Genomic DNA, 14,221 nt, shown 5'->3' with positions numbered 1-14,221 from the left:
TTAACGTCCATGAAGGCGTTTTAGGTAACGCGCTTGCCAAATATTGATTGCGAACAAGAGTAATAAAGAGGCCATCAGTACCACCGATGCAATAGCGCTGGCGGCAGGAAAGTCAAACTCTTGTAAACGTACAAAGATCATCAATGAGGTGATCTCACTGATATAAGGCATATTGCCTGCCACGAAAATAACCGCGCCGAATTCCCCCAAACTGCGAGTAAACGACAGCGCCACCCCAGTGACCAATGCTGGCCAAAGAGAGGGCAGAATAATGCGACGAAATACCGACCAATCTGATGCACCAAGGGTAATACCGGCTTCTTCTTCCTCAGGCGAAAGCTCTTCTAATACAGGCTGTACGGTGCGAACTACAAACGGAATACTGGTAAAGGACATGGCGACGACGATGCCAAGCGGTGTATAAGCGACTTTGATGCCCAGCTCTGCCAGCCATTGGCCGTACCAGCCGTTTTCGGCATACAGCGTAGCCAAAGTAATACCTGCCACCGCCGTTGGGAGGGCGAACGGCAGATCGACTAAGGCATCTAAAATACGTTTACCGGGAAACTCGTAACGCACCAAGACCCAAGCCAGTAATAAGCCAAACAAACCGTTAAAGATCGACGCGATCACCGCTGCCCAAATCGTGACCTTATAACTGGCCACAACGCGCTCGTCGGTAATGACATACCAGTAATCGGCCCAGCTCATACCAGCGGTCTGCATAATCAAACCGGTCATGGGAAGCAGCAAAATTAAGCTGATGAAAAACAATGAGCTGCCGAGGCTTAAACCAAAGCCGGGCAGCACTCGCTTATGGCGCGGCTTAGCGCTGGCAGCGCTTAACGTGGTGGACATGGTCATCGCTCCTTGGCGAAATCAGTCGAGTTTTTTCCAAGTCTTAGAAATGCAAACGCCGGACGCATAGCGTCCGGCGGAAAAGCTAACTAAGTCAGTTGATTAGCGACGCTGTAGCTGGTCTAACTGCTTGCCGTTAGCGAAGATATCCTGCATCGCTTGTGGCCAGCCACCGGCGATTTCTTCAACGGTTAATAGTTTCACTTCAGGGAAGCGATCCGCTACTTCAGCCTTTACTGTGTCGTTATGGACGCGGTAGTTAAAGCTTGCTAGAAGACGCTGAGACTCTTCGCTGTACAAGTAGCTTAGGTATTCAGTTGAGACATCAAAGGTACCGTTTTTCTTCGCGTTACGTTCAACCACTGCCACGGGGAATTCCGCTAGGATCGAAGTTTTTGGCACTACGACTTCGTAATCATCGACACCGTATTGCTGACGGATATTGTTCACTTCCGACTCGAAAGTAATCAGCACATCACCGATACCACGCTCAACAAATGTAGTGGTTGCGCCGCGACCGCCTGTGTCAAAAACAGACACGTTGGCTAGGAATGTTTTTAAGAAACCTTCTTGCGCATCCGTGTTGTCTTTACCGAACTGATCTTGAGCGTAGCCAAGTGCGGCTAAGTAAGTGTAACGACCGTTACCAGAGGTTTTGGGATTCGGGAACACGAGACCCACACCGTCTTTTGCCAAATCCCCCCAATCATGAATGTTCTTTGGATTGCCTTTGCGTACTAGAAACGCCGTTGTTGAGTAATATGGCGAGCTGTTGTTCGGCAGCTTCTCTTTCCAATCTTCAGGTACTAAGTTGCCTCGATCCGCCAGAATTTGCACGTCGGTAACTTGGTTAAACGTCACCACGTCTGCAGGCAAGCCTTGCAAGATTGAACGCGCTTGTTTTGAAGAGCCCGCGTGAGATTGCTTGATCTCAACGGTTTGGCCGGTTTTTTCTTCCCAGTGCTTTTGGAACACAGGGTTGTAGCTTGCGAACAACTCACGGGCAATGTCGTAAGAGGTGTTAAGAATGGTTTGATCGGCTGCAGAGGCATTCACTGCAGAGCCAAGTAGTAGCGCGCCAGCGACTGACTTGATCAGTTTAAGCTTTGATTTCATGGGAATACCTGTTGGTTGATACCAGTGATTGATTATTGAGCGATAGCTTAGTTAAAAGATTTAGTTATTACAAGTTTAAAAAATGAAAGATTTTGGAATAAGCGAAATAACGCTAATTTATGGTTATTCGAAGGCGTCATGACAGAAACCGATGACTAACTGACCTGTTTAAGCGGTACGCACCTAGTAAGCCCCTAATTCTTATTCTCATTCACCAAAACAACCGATCTTTACACTTCCTTAAGGAAGCCTGATATGCATCAAGCTATTATCCAGGCTTATAGCGATAATGCTTATCAGATTCACTTGTAAGGTTAGTTGTCATGGTGTTAGCCACTCTTCCTAAAGGCCAAGCGGCCACGGTTCATAAAGTCGACCATCCTCAGTTTGAAATGAAGCAGCAGCTAGAGGCCTTGGGCTTTGATGCTGGTGAGCCTGTGTTGTTGGTGAATATCGCCCCGTTTGGCGATCCATTACAGGTCAAGATTGGTCAAACTCTCGTCTCTATTCATCGTCGTGATGCACAGCACATTCATCTTTGCTCTCCCAACTGTCAGGATAATCATTAAATGTCGCTTCATATTACGTTGGTAGGCAATCCCAACACAGGCAAAACCACCTTGTTTAATAAGCTGGCAGGGACCCGCCAGAAAGTGGGGAATTGGTCAGGGGTAACCGTCGAGTGTAAAACCGGTTATTTTCAAGCTACAGATAAGGTGGCGATGACGGATTTACCCGGAATTTATAGCTTTGCTAACGAGACTGGCGGAGCGGATGAATGGGTGGCTCGGCGCTTTTTAAAAGGTGAGCAGTACGATGTCATTATTAATGTGGTGGATGCCACAAATCTTAAACGCAATCTGAAATTAACCGCAGAGTTAGCACGGCTTAATCGCCCGATGATAGTGGTGCTAACCATGACAGACCTTGCCGAAAGTATGGGGCAAAAGCTCGATTTAGCGCGACTAGCTTTTAACTTAGGCGTACCCGTGATTGATGGCCAAGCCTTGTCGATCAAAGCACTGCAGTCGGCAATTGAGATGCAAGCGCGTGAGCTACTGGAAGAGCCCTTTTATCAAGCCCCTCGACCTGCTAGGCAGTGGCTTGAGGGCGTGATTGAAACTCAGCCACCGCGCCGCACTATGACCGATAAAATTGATACGGTAGTGCTGAATCCTTGGCTAGGGATTCCGCTGTTTTTGTTTGCCATGTACGCGATGTTCGCGATTGCTATTGGCGTCGGGTCTTTGTTTATTGACCCGATTGATGCCCTAGCAGGTTATTGGTTTGTGACCTTGCCTAGCCACTGGTTAAGCGTATGGCACGCACCGGATTGGCTGATTACGATATTGGCGAATGGTATTGGTGGAGGCATTCAGCTGGTGGCGGGTTTTATCCCGGTGATTGGCTTTTTGTATCTGTGCCTTAGTATTCTCGAAGACAGTGGCTATATGGCACGGGCGGCCTTTATTGTTGACCGTTTGATGATGTCGATCGGTTTACCGGGTCAGGCGTTTATTCCGCTTTTATTGGGCTTTGGTTGTAATGTGCCGTCTATTATGGCGACCCGCAGTTTGACCAATACCCGTCAGCGTATGTTAACCATGGCCATGGCGCCGTTTATGTCCTGCGGTGCTCGTTTAGCAGTGTATGCCATGTTTGTAGCGGTGTTCTTCAAAGCAAATGCAGGTCTGATAGTGTTTGGTTTGTATCTAATGGGGATTGTTGTGGCTGTGGGGACTGCATGGCTGTTCCGCAAACAATTGTTTCATCATGTCCAAGCCAGTGTGTTAATGGAAATGCCCCATTATCACCGCCCCCGTTTAAATAACGTCGGCTTATCAAGCTGGCACAAAATTAAGGGCTTTGTCATGCGTGCTGGTAAGACCATTGTTATGGTCTCCGCTGTTCTCACCGTTTTGAACGCTGTCCCTTCATGGCGAGGCGTAGATGAGGGCGGCAAGGTGTCGGCGCTGGCGGAAGTGGGACAAGTGATTGCACCGGTGTTTGAGCCAATCGGTATGGGCGCTGAAAACTGGCCGGCGGCGGTTGGTGTATTTACGGGCGTATTAGCCAAAGAAGCGGTCGTAGGTACCATGGACGCCTTATACTCTTCTGCTGTAGCACTGTCTGCACCTGAGTACACCTCACCACTAGAGAATCTAAGTGAGGTTGGGCAAGTGCTATGGCGCAATCTGTCTGGCATTTGGGATACCGTTGCGGATCCATTAGGTTTGGCCTCTGTTGGCGACGCCACAAGCCAAACGGAGAGTGTCACGGAACAGCAGATGTTGACGTTATTTAGTGGCTGGCAAGGTGCTTTTGCATATTTGGTATTTATCCTGCTTTATACGCCTTGTGCCGCGACCATTGGAGCTTTGGTCAAAGAGGGTGGGATGCTGTGGACTGGGGTGATTGTGGCTTGGAGTACTTCTATTGCCTACATCGCAGCTTTGCTCACCTATCAACTGCTGACAATTTCAGCGCACTGGATTGCATCACTCGAATTTATCCTGGCAGGTCTCGTCACCCTGGTACTTTGGATTGTGTTATTGAAATACTGGATTCGTCCTCGGCTTGACCAATCCATTATTGCGATGGGGTAATCAAAGTTTGATATAGGTCTTCAGTCCGGTTTGTTACAGCACCACTGTTATCTAGGTTCGCTTATAGTGGTGTTTTAACAGGAGAGTATGATGAATTTATCCCCGCAAAAGCTGATTGTGCTGATGGCAGTGAAAGTGATTGTATTGACATTGATAACCTTCGGGATCGTGTTGTGGGCCTAGTGTCGTTCAGCTAAGTAGGCGGTTGGTCTCAACGATCTTTTTAAAGTAGCTCATTAAGTGTTTGTAGTTCTGTGCTTGATGCTCAAAGCATTCCTCTTGGCAGAGCTCAATATTGCTTCGTACTTCTGTTCCCGCTGAATTCTCGTGGAAGTGAATACTAAGTCTACGGCCGTCGCTGAACGCGATTTCGATTAGACGTAATAATTTTAAACGTCTAAAAACGCCACTAAAATCGAGCACCTCGCTGCCATCGAGTCGTTCAATACGGTAATAAAATGTTCCGCCTTCGTGGAGGTCTACCTCGGCTTTAGGGCAAAACCAATCAAAGGCGCCTGAATTCCATTGCTGTATGACCGAGGGAGTGGTCCAAGCTTCCCATACCGCTTCAAGTGGGGCTTGAATCTGTGCTGCAACGGTTATTTCCATGACGTAATCCTTATCTCGTAATCCATGAGAATTAAATTTATAGATGAGATAGAGGCATCTGTCGAGCGCGTTTACTCAAGATCTATGCAATGATTGTGAGAAGAGGGTGTAAATCCAATATAATTATAATTTATAGGAGGTTTTTGATAATAGTTCTTATTTTAGAGGCACTTAGTGCCTCTAAAATCGATAATGCCTTATTCCTTTGGGAGTGCGTAAGGGCCTTCCAGCAAGCCTTTCTGAGGTTGATAAATGGCTTGATTCGTTGCCATGCGAGATACTTCTTCTGTTTGATCCGAGATTGAGTTAGCAATCTGAGCTGCTACGGCCGAGATCAGATTGCCGACTAAGCTATTGCTGCTAGAGTCTGAACCGCGTACTGCGTTAACACTAGCATCCCAAAGCTGAACACCTGTCCTTGCATCGACGAGACGCATGCTTACGTTGACCACGGTATTGGACGAGATGATATTGTACTTCTGCCCCCAATCGTTGATCGTGGTGTATAACACTGCGTCGGCACCAATATGCTGATAAAGTTTATCAAGAGGAACTAGATTCATTTCCTCTGGTGTTGGCAAACCATTTTCCCTCATGAAGGTATCAATCACCGCGACAGGGAAAACATAATAGCCTTTGTTACCTAATGGTCGGGAAATTGTCGACAGATAGATATAAGGTGCGTTCACTTCAAGGGAGTTATTTGCAGGCGGAATAACGAGGATGGAACGGGGCTTCGCCGCGATCAAGGCATCATAGTTATAGGCGGGGGCTGTGGCACAACCAGTTAACCAAAGGCTTAGAAATAGTGTCAAAAGGGGCCAAGGCTTAAATAACCATGTCATTATTTCTTAGCTCCTTCTAGACGCTGTAGCATGCCGTCAATCAGTACGGTTGATTCAGGAAACAAATTCTTTTCAATGGCAAACTCGGACTTGGCTTGGGCTATATTGCCCTCCATGGCATACATATAGCCTAAATGGGCGTGTATCCCTGGGGCGATCCTAATGCCATTGGCCTCGGCTCGTTCGATATCTTCTGTTAATAGCGCGATTTGCGTGCCACTGTCGGCGCTTCCCGGCTCCATATACATACCATAGATTAGGGGCTCGTAATGACCCCAATAAAACGTAGGTTGAGTGGTACTGCAACCACTCACCAGAAGTGTCAGGCCTAGTGTGCCCAACACTTTGTGCAACATCGTTATACGCACCATAGAATCTCTTTGCCTAGTTATTGAACTTGCCAAACGCCGTTTTCAAGATCGCGTACCAGGTTATTTACGGCTTCGGTGATGGCATAGTTCAGTACTTTGCCGTTTAGGGTTGCATCGTAGCCAGCACTTGAGCCAAAGCCGACGACCTCACGATTGCTTAGCTCATATTCGCCTGCTGCTTGAGTGGCGTAAACGATCTCACCATTTTGCACATCGACAATGTTAATACTGACTTTCGCGTAGGCGGTCTGCGTTTTGCCTGAACCTAAAATGCCAAATAACTGTTTATCTCCAGTGACTTTACGACCAAATTCAGTGACATCGCCGCTAATGGTGTAGCGTGCTCCGGTCAGTTTTTGCGTCACACCGTTTAACTCGGCTTCACGCTGTAAGGTATCTAGGTTTTCACGATCAACAACTTTGAAACGGTTGGTTTGTTGTAAATGCGTTTTCAAAATGGTTTTGGCCTGACTTCCTAGCTTGTCAACGTCGCTGGAAAATAAACCTTGCATATAGGACGAACGGTTCTGGAAGTTACCGACCACCAACGTACTCTTTGTGCCGGTATAATCGGTGCGATAAGTCGCCACGGTTTCAGATTCAACGGCGCGGTGTGTTTGTGTCGCCGAGCAACCAGCAAGCGTTATAAGGGCTACTGCTGCCATGCCTAACAGAGCGATTTTTGAAGGTTTAAAGCGATTCTTAATCATGTGTAACTCCATTATTGGCATAGCTCAAAAGATCCATGCCAGATTCTTAATTGACTCTTTAAAGAGTTTATCCCTAGTCAACCAACTCCTCTAGATATTTTTATAAGTAATCATCAGGCCGTTGGTCACATGCGTATAATGCAGAATGAGCATTATATTTGCATTGATTGGTTAAAAAGTTGGGTTATGTTTGAGGGCTCATTGCATATCTAACATTTTCTGCTAGATGTTAGATCTCTAACGACACTTTTGCTTAGTTCGAAAGGGGAATGGAATCCGAAATTAGAAGTAGTATGGGGTTCTTTTAGCCAGTGGGTTTTGAGGGGCTTAGCTGAGCCATAAACTTTTTCTAAATATTATTGTAAGGATGACAACTGTGCTGACGTTTAAAAGGAAGTTATCTCTAGGTTTCGGCGTTTTAATCGCTTTATTAATGATCGTAGGTTCCATTGCTTTTAGTGGATTATCAAGCTCCTCGGGAGATTTTGATAGCTACCGACAATTGGCTCGCTCTACCAAAGCAGCTGCCGCAGTACAAAGTAATTTGTTGATGATGCGGATGCATGTTAAAGATTATCTTATTACGGCGGATGATTCGGATATTAAAGCGTTTCACGGCTATCTTGATGATACGCGAGAAGAGTTAGCAACGGCCAAAAAATCGCTACAAAAGTCAGAGTGGCTTCAACTTTTAGATCGCCAGTCAAATAACCTCGCTCTCTACGTAGAAAGTTTTGAGAAGGTCGTTGAGAATGATCGAAACTTTCAGCACACCTTAGATAATGTCCTTTCTGTGAAAGGGGCTGAACTCGAAAAAATTCTGACGAAGCTCTTACAAGCTGAAAAAAATGAAGGTGATGAGGAAGCGGTTTACAGTCTATCGATGGCGATGCGTAGTTTTCTTCTGGGGCGTTTATCTGTTTTAAAATTTGTCGAATCCGACTCAATTAAAGAGGTTGATCGAGTAAATCAAGAGCTTTCTGCAAGTAAGCAGCTTCTTGAAGTGCAAGCTAATTCAGCAATAGACGCCTCGATCAAAACTGAGATAAATCAAGCGATAGGGCTGCTTGATGAGTACACACAAGGTGTAGGAGATCTGAAACAAGCGGGGGTAATCAGCAATCAGATCATCACTCAGCAGTTAGATGTAGTAGGCCCAAAAATTGCCGCTGAGATCGATAGCTTAATGGTGGAAGTTGAATCTATGCAGGACGCCTTAGGGCCAAAAGTCGAGAAAAATAATGAATTTATCATTTACTCGATCTTGGCTTGTGTCCTAGCTTCGGTTGTTATTGGTGTGCTAACGACATTCTTTATTCTACGCTCAACTCAATCACAATTAGGTGGCGATCCGGCTTTTGTTTCAGGTATCGCAAAAAGTGTGGCAGAGGGCGATCTTGACATTAAGATGCCTGATCTTAAAGAAGAGCAGGGGAGCTTATATGCCAATATTCGTCATATGGTCGCGTCGCTACAGGCCAAGGCCTATCTGGCCCAAAAAATTGCAGATGGAGATTTGAAGGTTAATGTCACCTTGGCTTCCGATAAAGATGTCTTAGGTCAAGCCTTGCAAGTTATGGTGGACCGTTTAAGCCATGTTTTGTCAGAGGTACAGATGGCCGGAGAGCAAATTGCAGCGGGCAGCTCACAGGTCTCAACCTTTAGTCAATCTCTGGCAGAAGGGGCGACACATCAAAAAGACAGCCTAGAGTCAATTGCATCAGCCCTAGAGCAGCTGTCCTCGCAGACACGACAAAATGCAGACAGTGCTTCAGAAGCGAATAGCCTTGCCGAAGAAGCGCAAAAGTCGGTTGCTCAAGGACAATCACACATGGAAGAGATGATACTGTCGATGAGTGAGATTAAAGATGCAGGCGATCAAATCAGTGATTTCATTAAGACAATTGATGAAATCGCAGAGCAAACCAATTTGCTAGCACTCAATGCGGCCATCGAAGCCGCTCGAGCAGGGGAGCAAGGGCGAGGCTTTGCTGTGGTTGCCGATGAAGTACGAAGCCTAGCTTCCCGTAGTACACAAGCAGCTGAGGAAACATCAAAGCTGATACACCTGTCAGAAAGCAAAACAAAGAAAGGTGCTGAAATCGCAGAAAGCACCGCTAAAGCACTAAATTCCATTTTTGATAGTATCAACCAAACGTCTAGCTTAGTCGCAACTATTACATCAGCAAGCCGCGAGCAAGCTCAAGCGGTTGAAGAGGTGTCACGCGGAGTGATGGAAGTGGATAACGTGATTCAAACCAATGCATCGGCGTCTGTTGAAGGGGCTGCTGCTGCGGAAGAGTTAAGCGGTCAAACGCGCTCATTATCGGACATGATGCGACAGTTTAAATTTTAACGGCTAGCCCAAATGGCTCACGTTTTAAGCCTCTTCTCCTAACGGCTGAAGGGGCTTTTGTTTGCATAGACAAAACATATCCTTGTAAGGGCTTGGTAAAGCTTATTGAGAGGCTACTAGGCATTCGATTACAGTGCTGTGCTTGAATGACATTCCTTTGAAATTCGGACTGTTTGAAACATTTGATTAGGTGGGCATTCCCATTCAGGCTAGGAATAAACCGTGGTAAAACATAAAGGCATACGCGTTGGGAACCGTAAAAAAGCCACTCCCCCGAAGCACCCCTATGCTGTTAACTATTCTTTATTCAAAAACCTGGCATTTTTTCTGCCGTTTCTAAGTATTGCGATCAAAGTTATTTTAGGGAATAACTTTGTCACAGAAAAAGAGGTTCTTGAGGTGGCCTTTTGGGGTTCTGTCTTAGTTACACTCGCCGCACTCTGTTTATTTTACGCCTTAGCAAGTCTTAATTTACTTTACCCTAAGCCAAACTTCTCAAGTGATTCAGCATTATGGAAAAGCGTAAAGCTGCTTGGTTATGGGTTAAGTCTATATTGTATTATTTGGCCTTGCCTGTCCTCTTCTGCTCCAATGCTTTTTACCTTGAGCTCTAATACGGTTGAAGAAAAGCTTGTTATTGTTGAAAAGTCCACTCGAACCACCACCCGTGGCTGTAAATGGTTTATCAGAGGTAAAGGATCGTCACAGCACTTTATGCACTGCATCAGTTATGAAGAGTATTTCTATTTGCCTCAAGGGCCTGTCTTAGTCAGCATCGACGTAGCCCACTCTCAGTTTGGCTATTTCGTCGTCGATTATAATCATCTAGTGGGCACCATCGAGTCTAAATGACCATCAAATCGTTAGATGGAGCGGTCTAGCTCGATCATTTTGACAATAGGATCGCTTCGATAGATTTTCTCCCGTTTTGATGTCTTCTTCGGCATCTTGATTAATAGATATATTGAAAAAACAGCGGGTAGTATTGCGTCTAGGCGAAAAAAATTATAACGTACTAGTACATTGATACATCAAGGTACGCCTTTGTGCAGAGTTTGATTCATTACTTGTTAGATACCCCTGATTCAGCGGCGATGGAGAAGAAGCTAAATGCTTTGCTAACGCCCAATGAGATCAGCGAAATGCAGCGCCGCTTACAGATTTTTGCGCTGCTCGAAGAAGGCGTGTCACAACGCGAAATTGCTAAACAGCTAGGTGTGGGGATTGCGACCGTAACTCGCGGTTCCCGCGCTTTAAAGGAATTAAAAGATCATGAGTAACCTTCCGCCACGCATCGAGCTGCCACGTAAGCCTAAATACGTGACCATCAGCTCGGATTGTGACTTTTTCGGCATGTTTAAGAAAGTCGAAAAGCAATTTGCCAACTGCTTTATGTTGGAGTCTTTGGGTGAAGAGAGCTACATCTCACGCCACTCCATTATTGGTTTTGATCCAGAGAAGTTACTGTGGGCTGAGGGCAATACCCTGTTTATCCAAGAGCGTGATGGCGAGACGGCGTCTTACGAATCGGATAATCCATACTACTTGCTGCGCAGCATTGTGCCGCAAAATATTATCTCTCGTGGCTATGCGGGCGGTTTGACGGGTTACATCGGCTACGATGCCATGAACTACTTTGAACCAACGCTGAATCTGCAAACTAGCGATATGTTTGATGGCTTTCGTTTTGGTTTGTATAAAGACGGCCTGATCTTGGACAAGATGACGGGGCAAGTTTTCTACTTCTACTACGATCAAGACCGATCAGAGTTAGTGCAGTCTCTATTGGATGCGCCAGTTCCTGAAAATGGCTCGCTTGTTGTGACACCAGCGGGCGAGTCCATGACTCGCGAAGAGCACGCTCAAGCCGTCGCGAAAGTAAAGCAAGACATTATCGACGGTAAGATTTTCCAAACCGAAGTCGGCTTTAAAAAGTGGTTCGACCTAGAGGGCGATACCATCGCTATCTACGAGCAGATGCGCATTGTTAACCCATCGCCACAGATGTATTACCTGAAATTCGGTGAGCAAAAAGTGATTGGTGCGAGTCCTGAGCTACTGTTCCGTTTACGCCAAGGCGAAATGGAAACCTTCCCGCTGGCGGGCACGGCAAAACGTGGCGTTGACGAAAAAGAAGATGTGGCGCTGGCTCGTGCTCTGCTAAACGATCCAAAAGAAATCGCCGAACATAATATGATCGTCGACCTGCACCGTAATGACATCGGTCGTGTGGCACGTTTTGGTACGGTCAAAGTTCGCTCCTTGATGGACATTAAACGCTTTAGTCATGTGCAGCATATTTCCAGTGAAATTGTCGGCATTATCGCCGACGATCAGGATATGTTCTCCGCATTAGCGAGCAATTTCCCTGCCGGAACGCTAACCGGTGCACCGAAGATCGAAGCCATGAAAATCATCGACGATATGGAAGGCGATGGTCGCGGTCCTTACGGTGGTGCAGTGGGGCAGTTCTCGTTTAATGGGGATTGTCATTTTGCCATTCCGATTCGTACTGTGTTCGCCAAGGGCAATAAAGCCTATGTACAAACCTGCGGTGGTAATGTCTACGATTCAAACGCAGAAGGTGAATACGAAGAGATTCAACGTAAATTTGCTGGCACCAAGCGCGTGCTAGATCAATTCGCACCCGCGCAGTAAGGTTTAGCAGATGAAAGTATTAATTATCGATAACTACGATTCGTTCACGTACAACCTGTACCAATACATCGGTGAAATCCTGATGGCGGCGCAGAGCAAAGGCGAGCTAGAAAAGTTCGATGTGCTGGTGAAGCGTAACAACGAAGTAACGCTGGCGGATATCCAAGCCATCCAACCAGATCGCATTATTATCTCCCCAGGACCAGGCTCGCCAGACGATGAAGCCTACTTCGGTGTCTGTGCTGAGGTGATTCGCGAACTGGGCAAAACCACCCCATTGATGGGGGTTTGCTTGGGTATGCAGGGGATTTGTCACGTATTTGGTGGCAAGGTAGTAAAAGCTCATGTGCCCATGCACGGCAAAGTCAGCCCGATCTCCCATAACTGTGAAGGTATCTTCCACGATATTCCGGATCAATTGGAAATCATGCGTTACCACTCCCTGATGGCAGAGCCAGAAAGTCTGCCTGAATGCTTGGAAGTGAGCGCGGTCGTCGGCGATCTAAAAGTCGAAGACTTTGCTAACCATGCCGTGATTCATCAAGGCGGTGATTACGAAATCATGGGCGTGCGCCATAAGGACTACCCGATCCAAGGCATTCAGTTCCACCCAGAGTCCTTCGCCACCGAGGGCGGCCGCGATCTGATTAAGAACTTCCTGTTTCAGCTCTAGTTAATGTGGGTAAACATTATAAAAAAATGATGGAGGTTAGTTTCCCTGTCTCCATCATTTCCCTAAATAGGGTAACGCCAGAATATGGTTCGTTAGCGCTACCTTTCTCCATACCAAGGTAGATTGACGTAGACTGTTTCGGTGCCCCAAAAGCCTGTAAAGGCGTCAAAATCTTCTGAGAACAATACGTTTAATGTGCCCTGACCATACTTATCAATCCAAGTCATTGAAACTGAGTTTTCCCCAATGACACGTAGGTTAGTCAAGATACCTGGCTCGTTATCATTGTCGTCTTCTACGATGAGGTAGGTGCCAATGACTTCACCTTCCTTGTTCACATAAAAACTGGTGACAGCTGAGGTCATTACGTTGTCGTTATAGATTTCGCCTTCATAGTCCCCCGTAATATTTTTTAGCCAATCGTTATCGGCACTGAAAGCAGGAAGGGAAAATAGAAGTACGCAGGTGAGGTAGAGGTATTTCAAAGCTTCGTCCTTGTTGAGCATGTAATAAGATTGGGTATTTAAACGGCCTATGTCTTAACTGTCTAGTATTTATTTTTTGCCACCGAAGGCGGCCGTGACTTGATCAAAAACTTCCTATTTCAAAATTAATTGTAGACAGCTAATGTGGTACGACTAAAGCCCAGCTCTAAAGCTGGGCTTTGCTTATGCTGGAAACTTCTGCTTCATATGCAAGATACGCAGAATCTTGATGTTGCTTTGATCAAGGTGATACAGCACTGACAGTGACACATCAGGAATGATCAGCATTCTACCTTTTTGATTTGGTTTCACGACGCCCATATGGGGTTGATCGAGAAGCAGTCTGATTTTCTCAACAAGCAGGTCATCAGTTTTATCCGCGGCAATGGGGTTAAACTCGTATAAGAATTCGTAGAGGCGTTTACGATCCTTTAGGGCGTCCTTTTCCCATAAAATCATACTTACACCTTAGCCTTCAGTGCGGCTTTGAAGGCTTCCATTTCAGCGTCTGCTCGTGTCGCTTCGATGAATTCGGACTGTTCCGACTCAAGCTTCTCAAACGCTCGTTCCACTTGTTCAGTGAGCCACTGATCATGCGACAAGCGCTTTCTCTGTTGCTCGGCCAGTTGCTCGGCAAGCGCTCGGCAAGCGCCACTTAAGGTCGTGCCTTGGCTTTCTGCCATCATCTGAGCTAAACGCTTAGTTTCTTCATCCACACGAAATTGAATACGTGTTTCCATCACTTTGCCTCGTTAGAATGGTGTCTGACAAATGTTAGCACAGGATTTATAAGAGGGCGGTTTTTTCTCTCTTTAGCCTGTTTTTTGCATTAAAATACAAACTAACCAATTAGTTAAGTTTTCTAAAAGAGCAAAGCCTTGCTAACTTTTAGAGAGCTATAAAGACAACAATACATTCCATCGAGAAAGCATTA

16 protein-coding genes are annotated in these 14,221 nt (G+C 46.2%); 7 read left to right on the top strand and 9 right to left on the bottom strand.

The genetic code is table 11. The annotated features are described in order from the left end of the window. Entirely contained in the window at positions 1–858 is an 858-nt protein-coding gene (gene cysT, locus ASC49_RS17635) for a sulfate/thiosulfate ABC transporter permease CysT (protein WP_055464564.1), read from the bottom strand. Between the two features lie 102 nt (positions 859–960). Beyond that, positions 961–1,974 carry a thiosulfate ABC transporter substrate-binding protein CysP gene (gene cysP, locus ASC49_RS17630; protein WP_055464563.1) on the bottom strand — a complete coding sequence of 338 codons (1,014 nt, stop codon included), beginning with the start codon at positions 1,972–1,974 and terminating at the stop codon, positions 961–963. Positions 1,975–2,297: 323 nt separating this feature from the next. Between cysP and ASC49_RS17625 the strand changes: the two genes are divergently transcribed. Together ASC49_RS17625 and feoB are read left to right on the top strand one after the other, a co-directional pair. After that, positions 2,298–2,543, top strand: coding sequence for a FeoA family protein (locus tag ASC49_RS17625; RefSeq protein WP_055464562.1), 246 nt, complete (start codon positions 2,298–2,300; stop codon positions 2,541–2,543). Further along, complete coding sequence (gene feoB / locus ASC49_RS17620; protein WP_055464561.1) at positions 2,544–4,580, top strand: ferrous iron transport protein B; 2,037 nt, start codon at positions 2,544–2,546, stop codon at positions 4,578–4,580. It begins immediately after the preceding gene. A gap of 189 nt (positions 4,581–4,769) precedes the next feature. Here the strand turns inward: feoB and ASC49_RS17615 are convergent, their stop codons facing one another. The 4 genes from ASC49_RS17615 to ASC49_RS17600 all read right to left on the bottom strand — a co-directional run bounded on the left by ASC49_RS17615 (position 4,770) and on the right by ASC49_RS17600 (position 7,115). Continuing rightward, positions 4,770–5,189, bottom strand: coding sequence for an SRPBCC domain-containing protein (locus ASC49_RS17615; protein ID WP_055464560.1), 420 nt, complete (start codon positions 5,187–5,189; stop codon positions 4,770–4,772). Positions 5,190–5,386: 197 nt separating this feature from the next. Next, a complete protein-coding gene (locus tag ASC49_RS17610) occupies positions 5,387–6,034 on the bottom strand; it encodes a DUF799 domain-containing protein (RefSeq protein ID WP_055464559.1) in 648 nt (215 codons plus the stop codon). After that, complete coding sequence (locus tag ASC49_RS17605) at positions 6,034–6,405, bottom strand: DUF4810 domain-containing protein (RefSeq protein ID WP_072242175.1); 372 nt, start codon at positions 6,403–6,405, stop codon at positions 6,034–6,036. Before ASC49_RS17605 ends, ASC49_RS17610 begins: the two co-directional genes overlap by 1 nt. Positions 6,406–6,422: 17 nt before the next feature. Then, entirely contained in the window at positions 6,423–7,115 is a 693-nt protein-coding gene (locus ASC49_RS17600; RefSeq protein ID WP_055464558.1) for a CsgG/HfaB family protein, read from the bottom strand. A 376-nt stretch (positions 7,116–7,491) separates the two neighbouring features. Here ASC49_RS17600 and ASC49_RS17595 point away from each other — a divergent pair, with 376 nt between their 5' ends. The 5 genes from ASC49_RS17595 (at position 7,492) to ASC49_RS17575 (ending at position 12,802) form a co-directional block, all read left to right on the top strand. Continuing rightward, positions 7,492–9,471 carry a HAMP domain-containing methyl-accepting chemotaxis protein gene (locus ASC49_RS17595; protein WP_055464557.1) on the top strand — a complete coding sequence of 660 codons (1,980 nt, stop codon included), beginning with the start codon at positions 7,492–7,494 and terminating at the stop codon, positions 9,469–9,471. A gap of 222 nt (positions 9,472–9,693) precedes the next feature. Next, positions 9,694–10,323 (top strand): hypothetical protein, encoded by a 630-nt coding sequence (locus ASC49_RS17590; RefSeq protein WP_055464556.1) that lies wholly within the window; start codon positions 9,694–9,696, stop codon positions 10,321–10,323. 242 nt (positions 10,324–10,565) lie between these two features. Continuing rightward, on the top strand, positions 10,566–10,751 hold the full coding sequence (locus ASC49_RS17585; RefSeq protein WP_245624756.1) for a Trp family transcriptional regulator: 186 nt from the start codon (positions 10,566–10,568) through the stop codon (positions 10,749–10,751). Beyond that, positions 10,744–12,129, top strand: coding sequence for an anthranilate synthase component I family protein (locus tag ASC49_RS17580; RefSeq protein ID WP_055464554.1), 1,386 nt, complete (start codon positions 10,744–10,746; stop codon positions 12,127–12,129). The genes ASC49_RS17585 and ASC49_RS17580 overlap by 8 nt, the downstream gene beginning before the upstream one ends. Before the next feature lie 10 nt (positions 12,130–12,139). Then, positions 12,140–12,802: an anthranilate synthase component II gene (locus tag ASC49_RS17575; RefSeq protein ID WP_055464553.1), complete on the top strand. Its 663-nt coding sequence runs from the start codon at positions 12,140–12,142 to the stop codon at positions 12,800–12,802. A gap of 98 nt (positions 12,803–12,900) precedes the next feature. Here ASC49_RS17575 and ASC49_RS17570 read toward each other — a convergent pair whose 3' ends face one another. From ASC49_RS17570 to ASC49_RS17560, 3 genes are all read right to left on the bottom strand, one after another. Then, positions 12,901–13,287: a hypothetical protein gene (locus ASC49_RS17570; protein ID WP_141656873.1), complete on the bottom strand. Its 387-nt coding sequence runs from the start codon at positions 13,285–13,287 to the stop codon at positions 12,901–12,903. A 183-nt stretch (positions 13,288–13,470) separates the two neighbouring features. After that, on the bottom strand, positions 13,471–13,746 hold the full coding sequence (locus ASC49_RS17565) for a type II toxin-antitoxin system RelE/ParE family toxin (RefSeq protein WP_055464551.1): 276 nt from the start codon (positions 13,744–13,746) through the stop codon (positions 13,471–13,473). Positions 13,747–13,748: 2 nt separating this feature from the next. Further along, positions 13,749–14,027 (bottom strand): type II toxin-antitoxin system RelB/DinJ family antitoxin, encoded by a 279-nt coding sequence (locus ASC49_RS17560; RefSeq protein WP_055464550.1) that lies wholly within the window; start codon positions 14,025–14,027, stop codon positions 13,749–13,751. Positions 14,028–14,221: the final 194 nt, after the last annotated feature.

Source organism: Marinomonas fungiae, assembly GCF_001418205.1.
Classification (GTDB): Bacteria; Pseudomonadota; Gammaproteobacteria; order Pseudomonadales; family Marinomonadaceae; genus Marinomonas; species Marinomonas fungiae.
The sequence above is the reverse complement of the archived record's forward strand: the minus strand, read 5'-3'. Positions and strand labels throughout refer to the sequence as shown.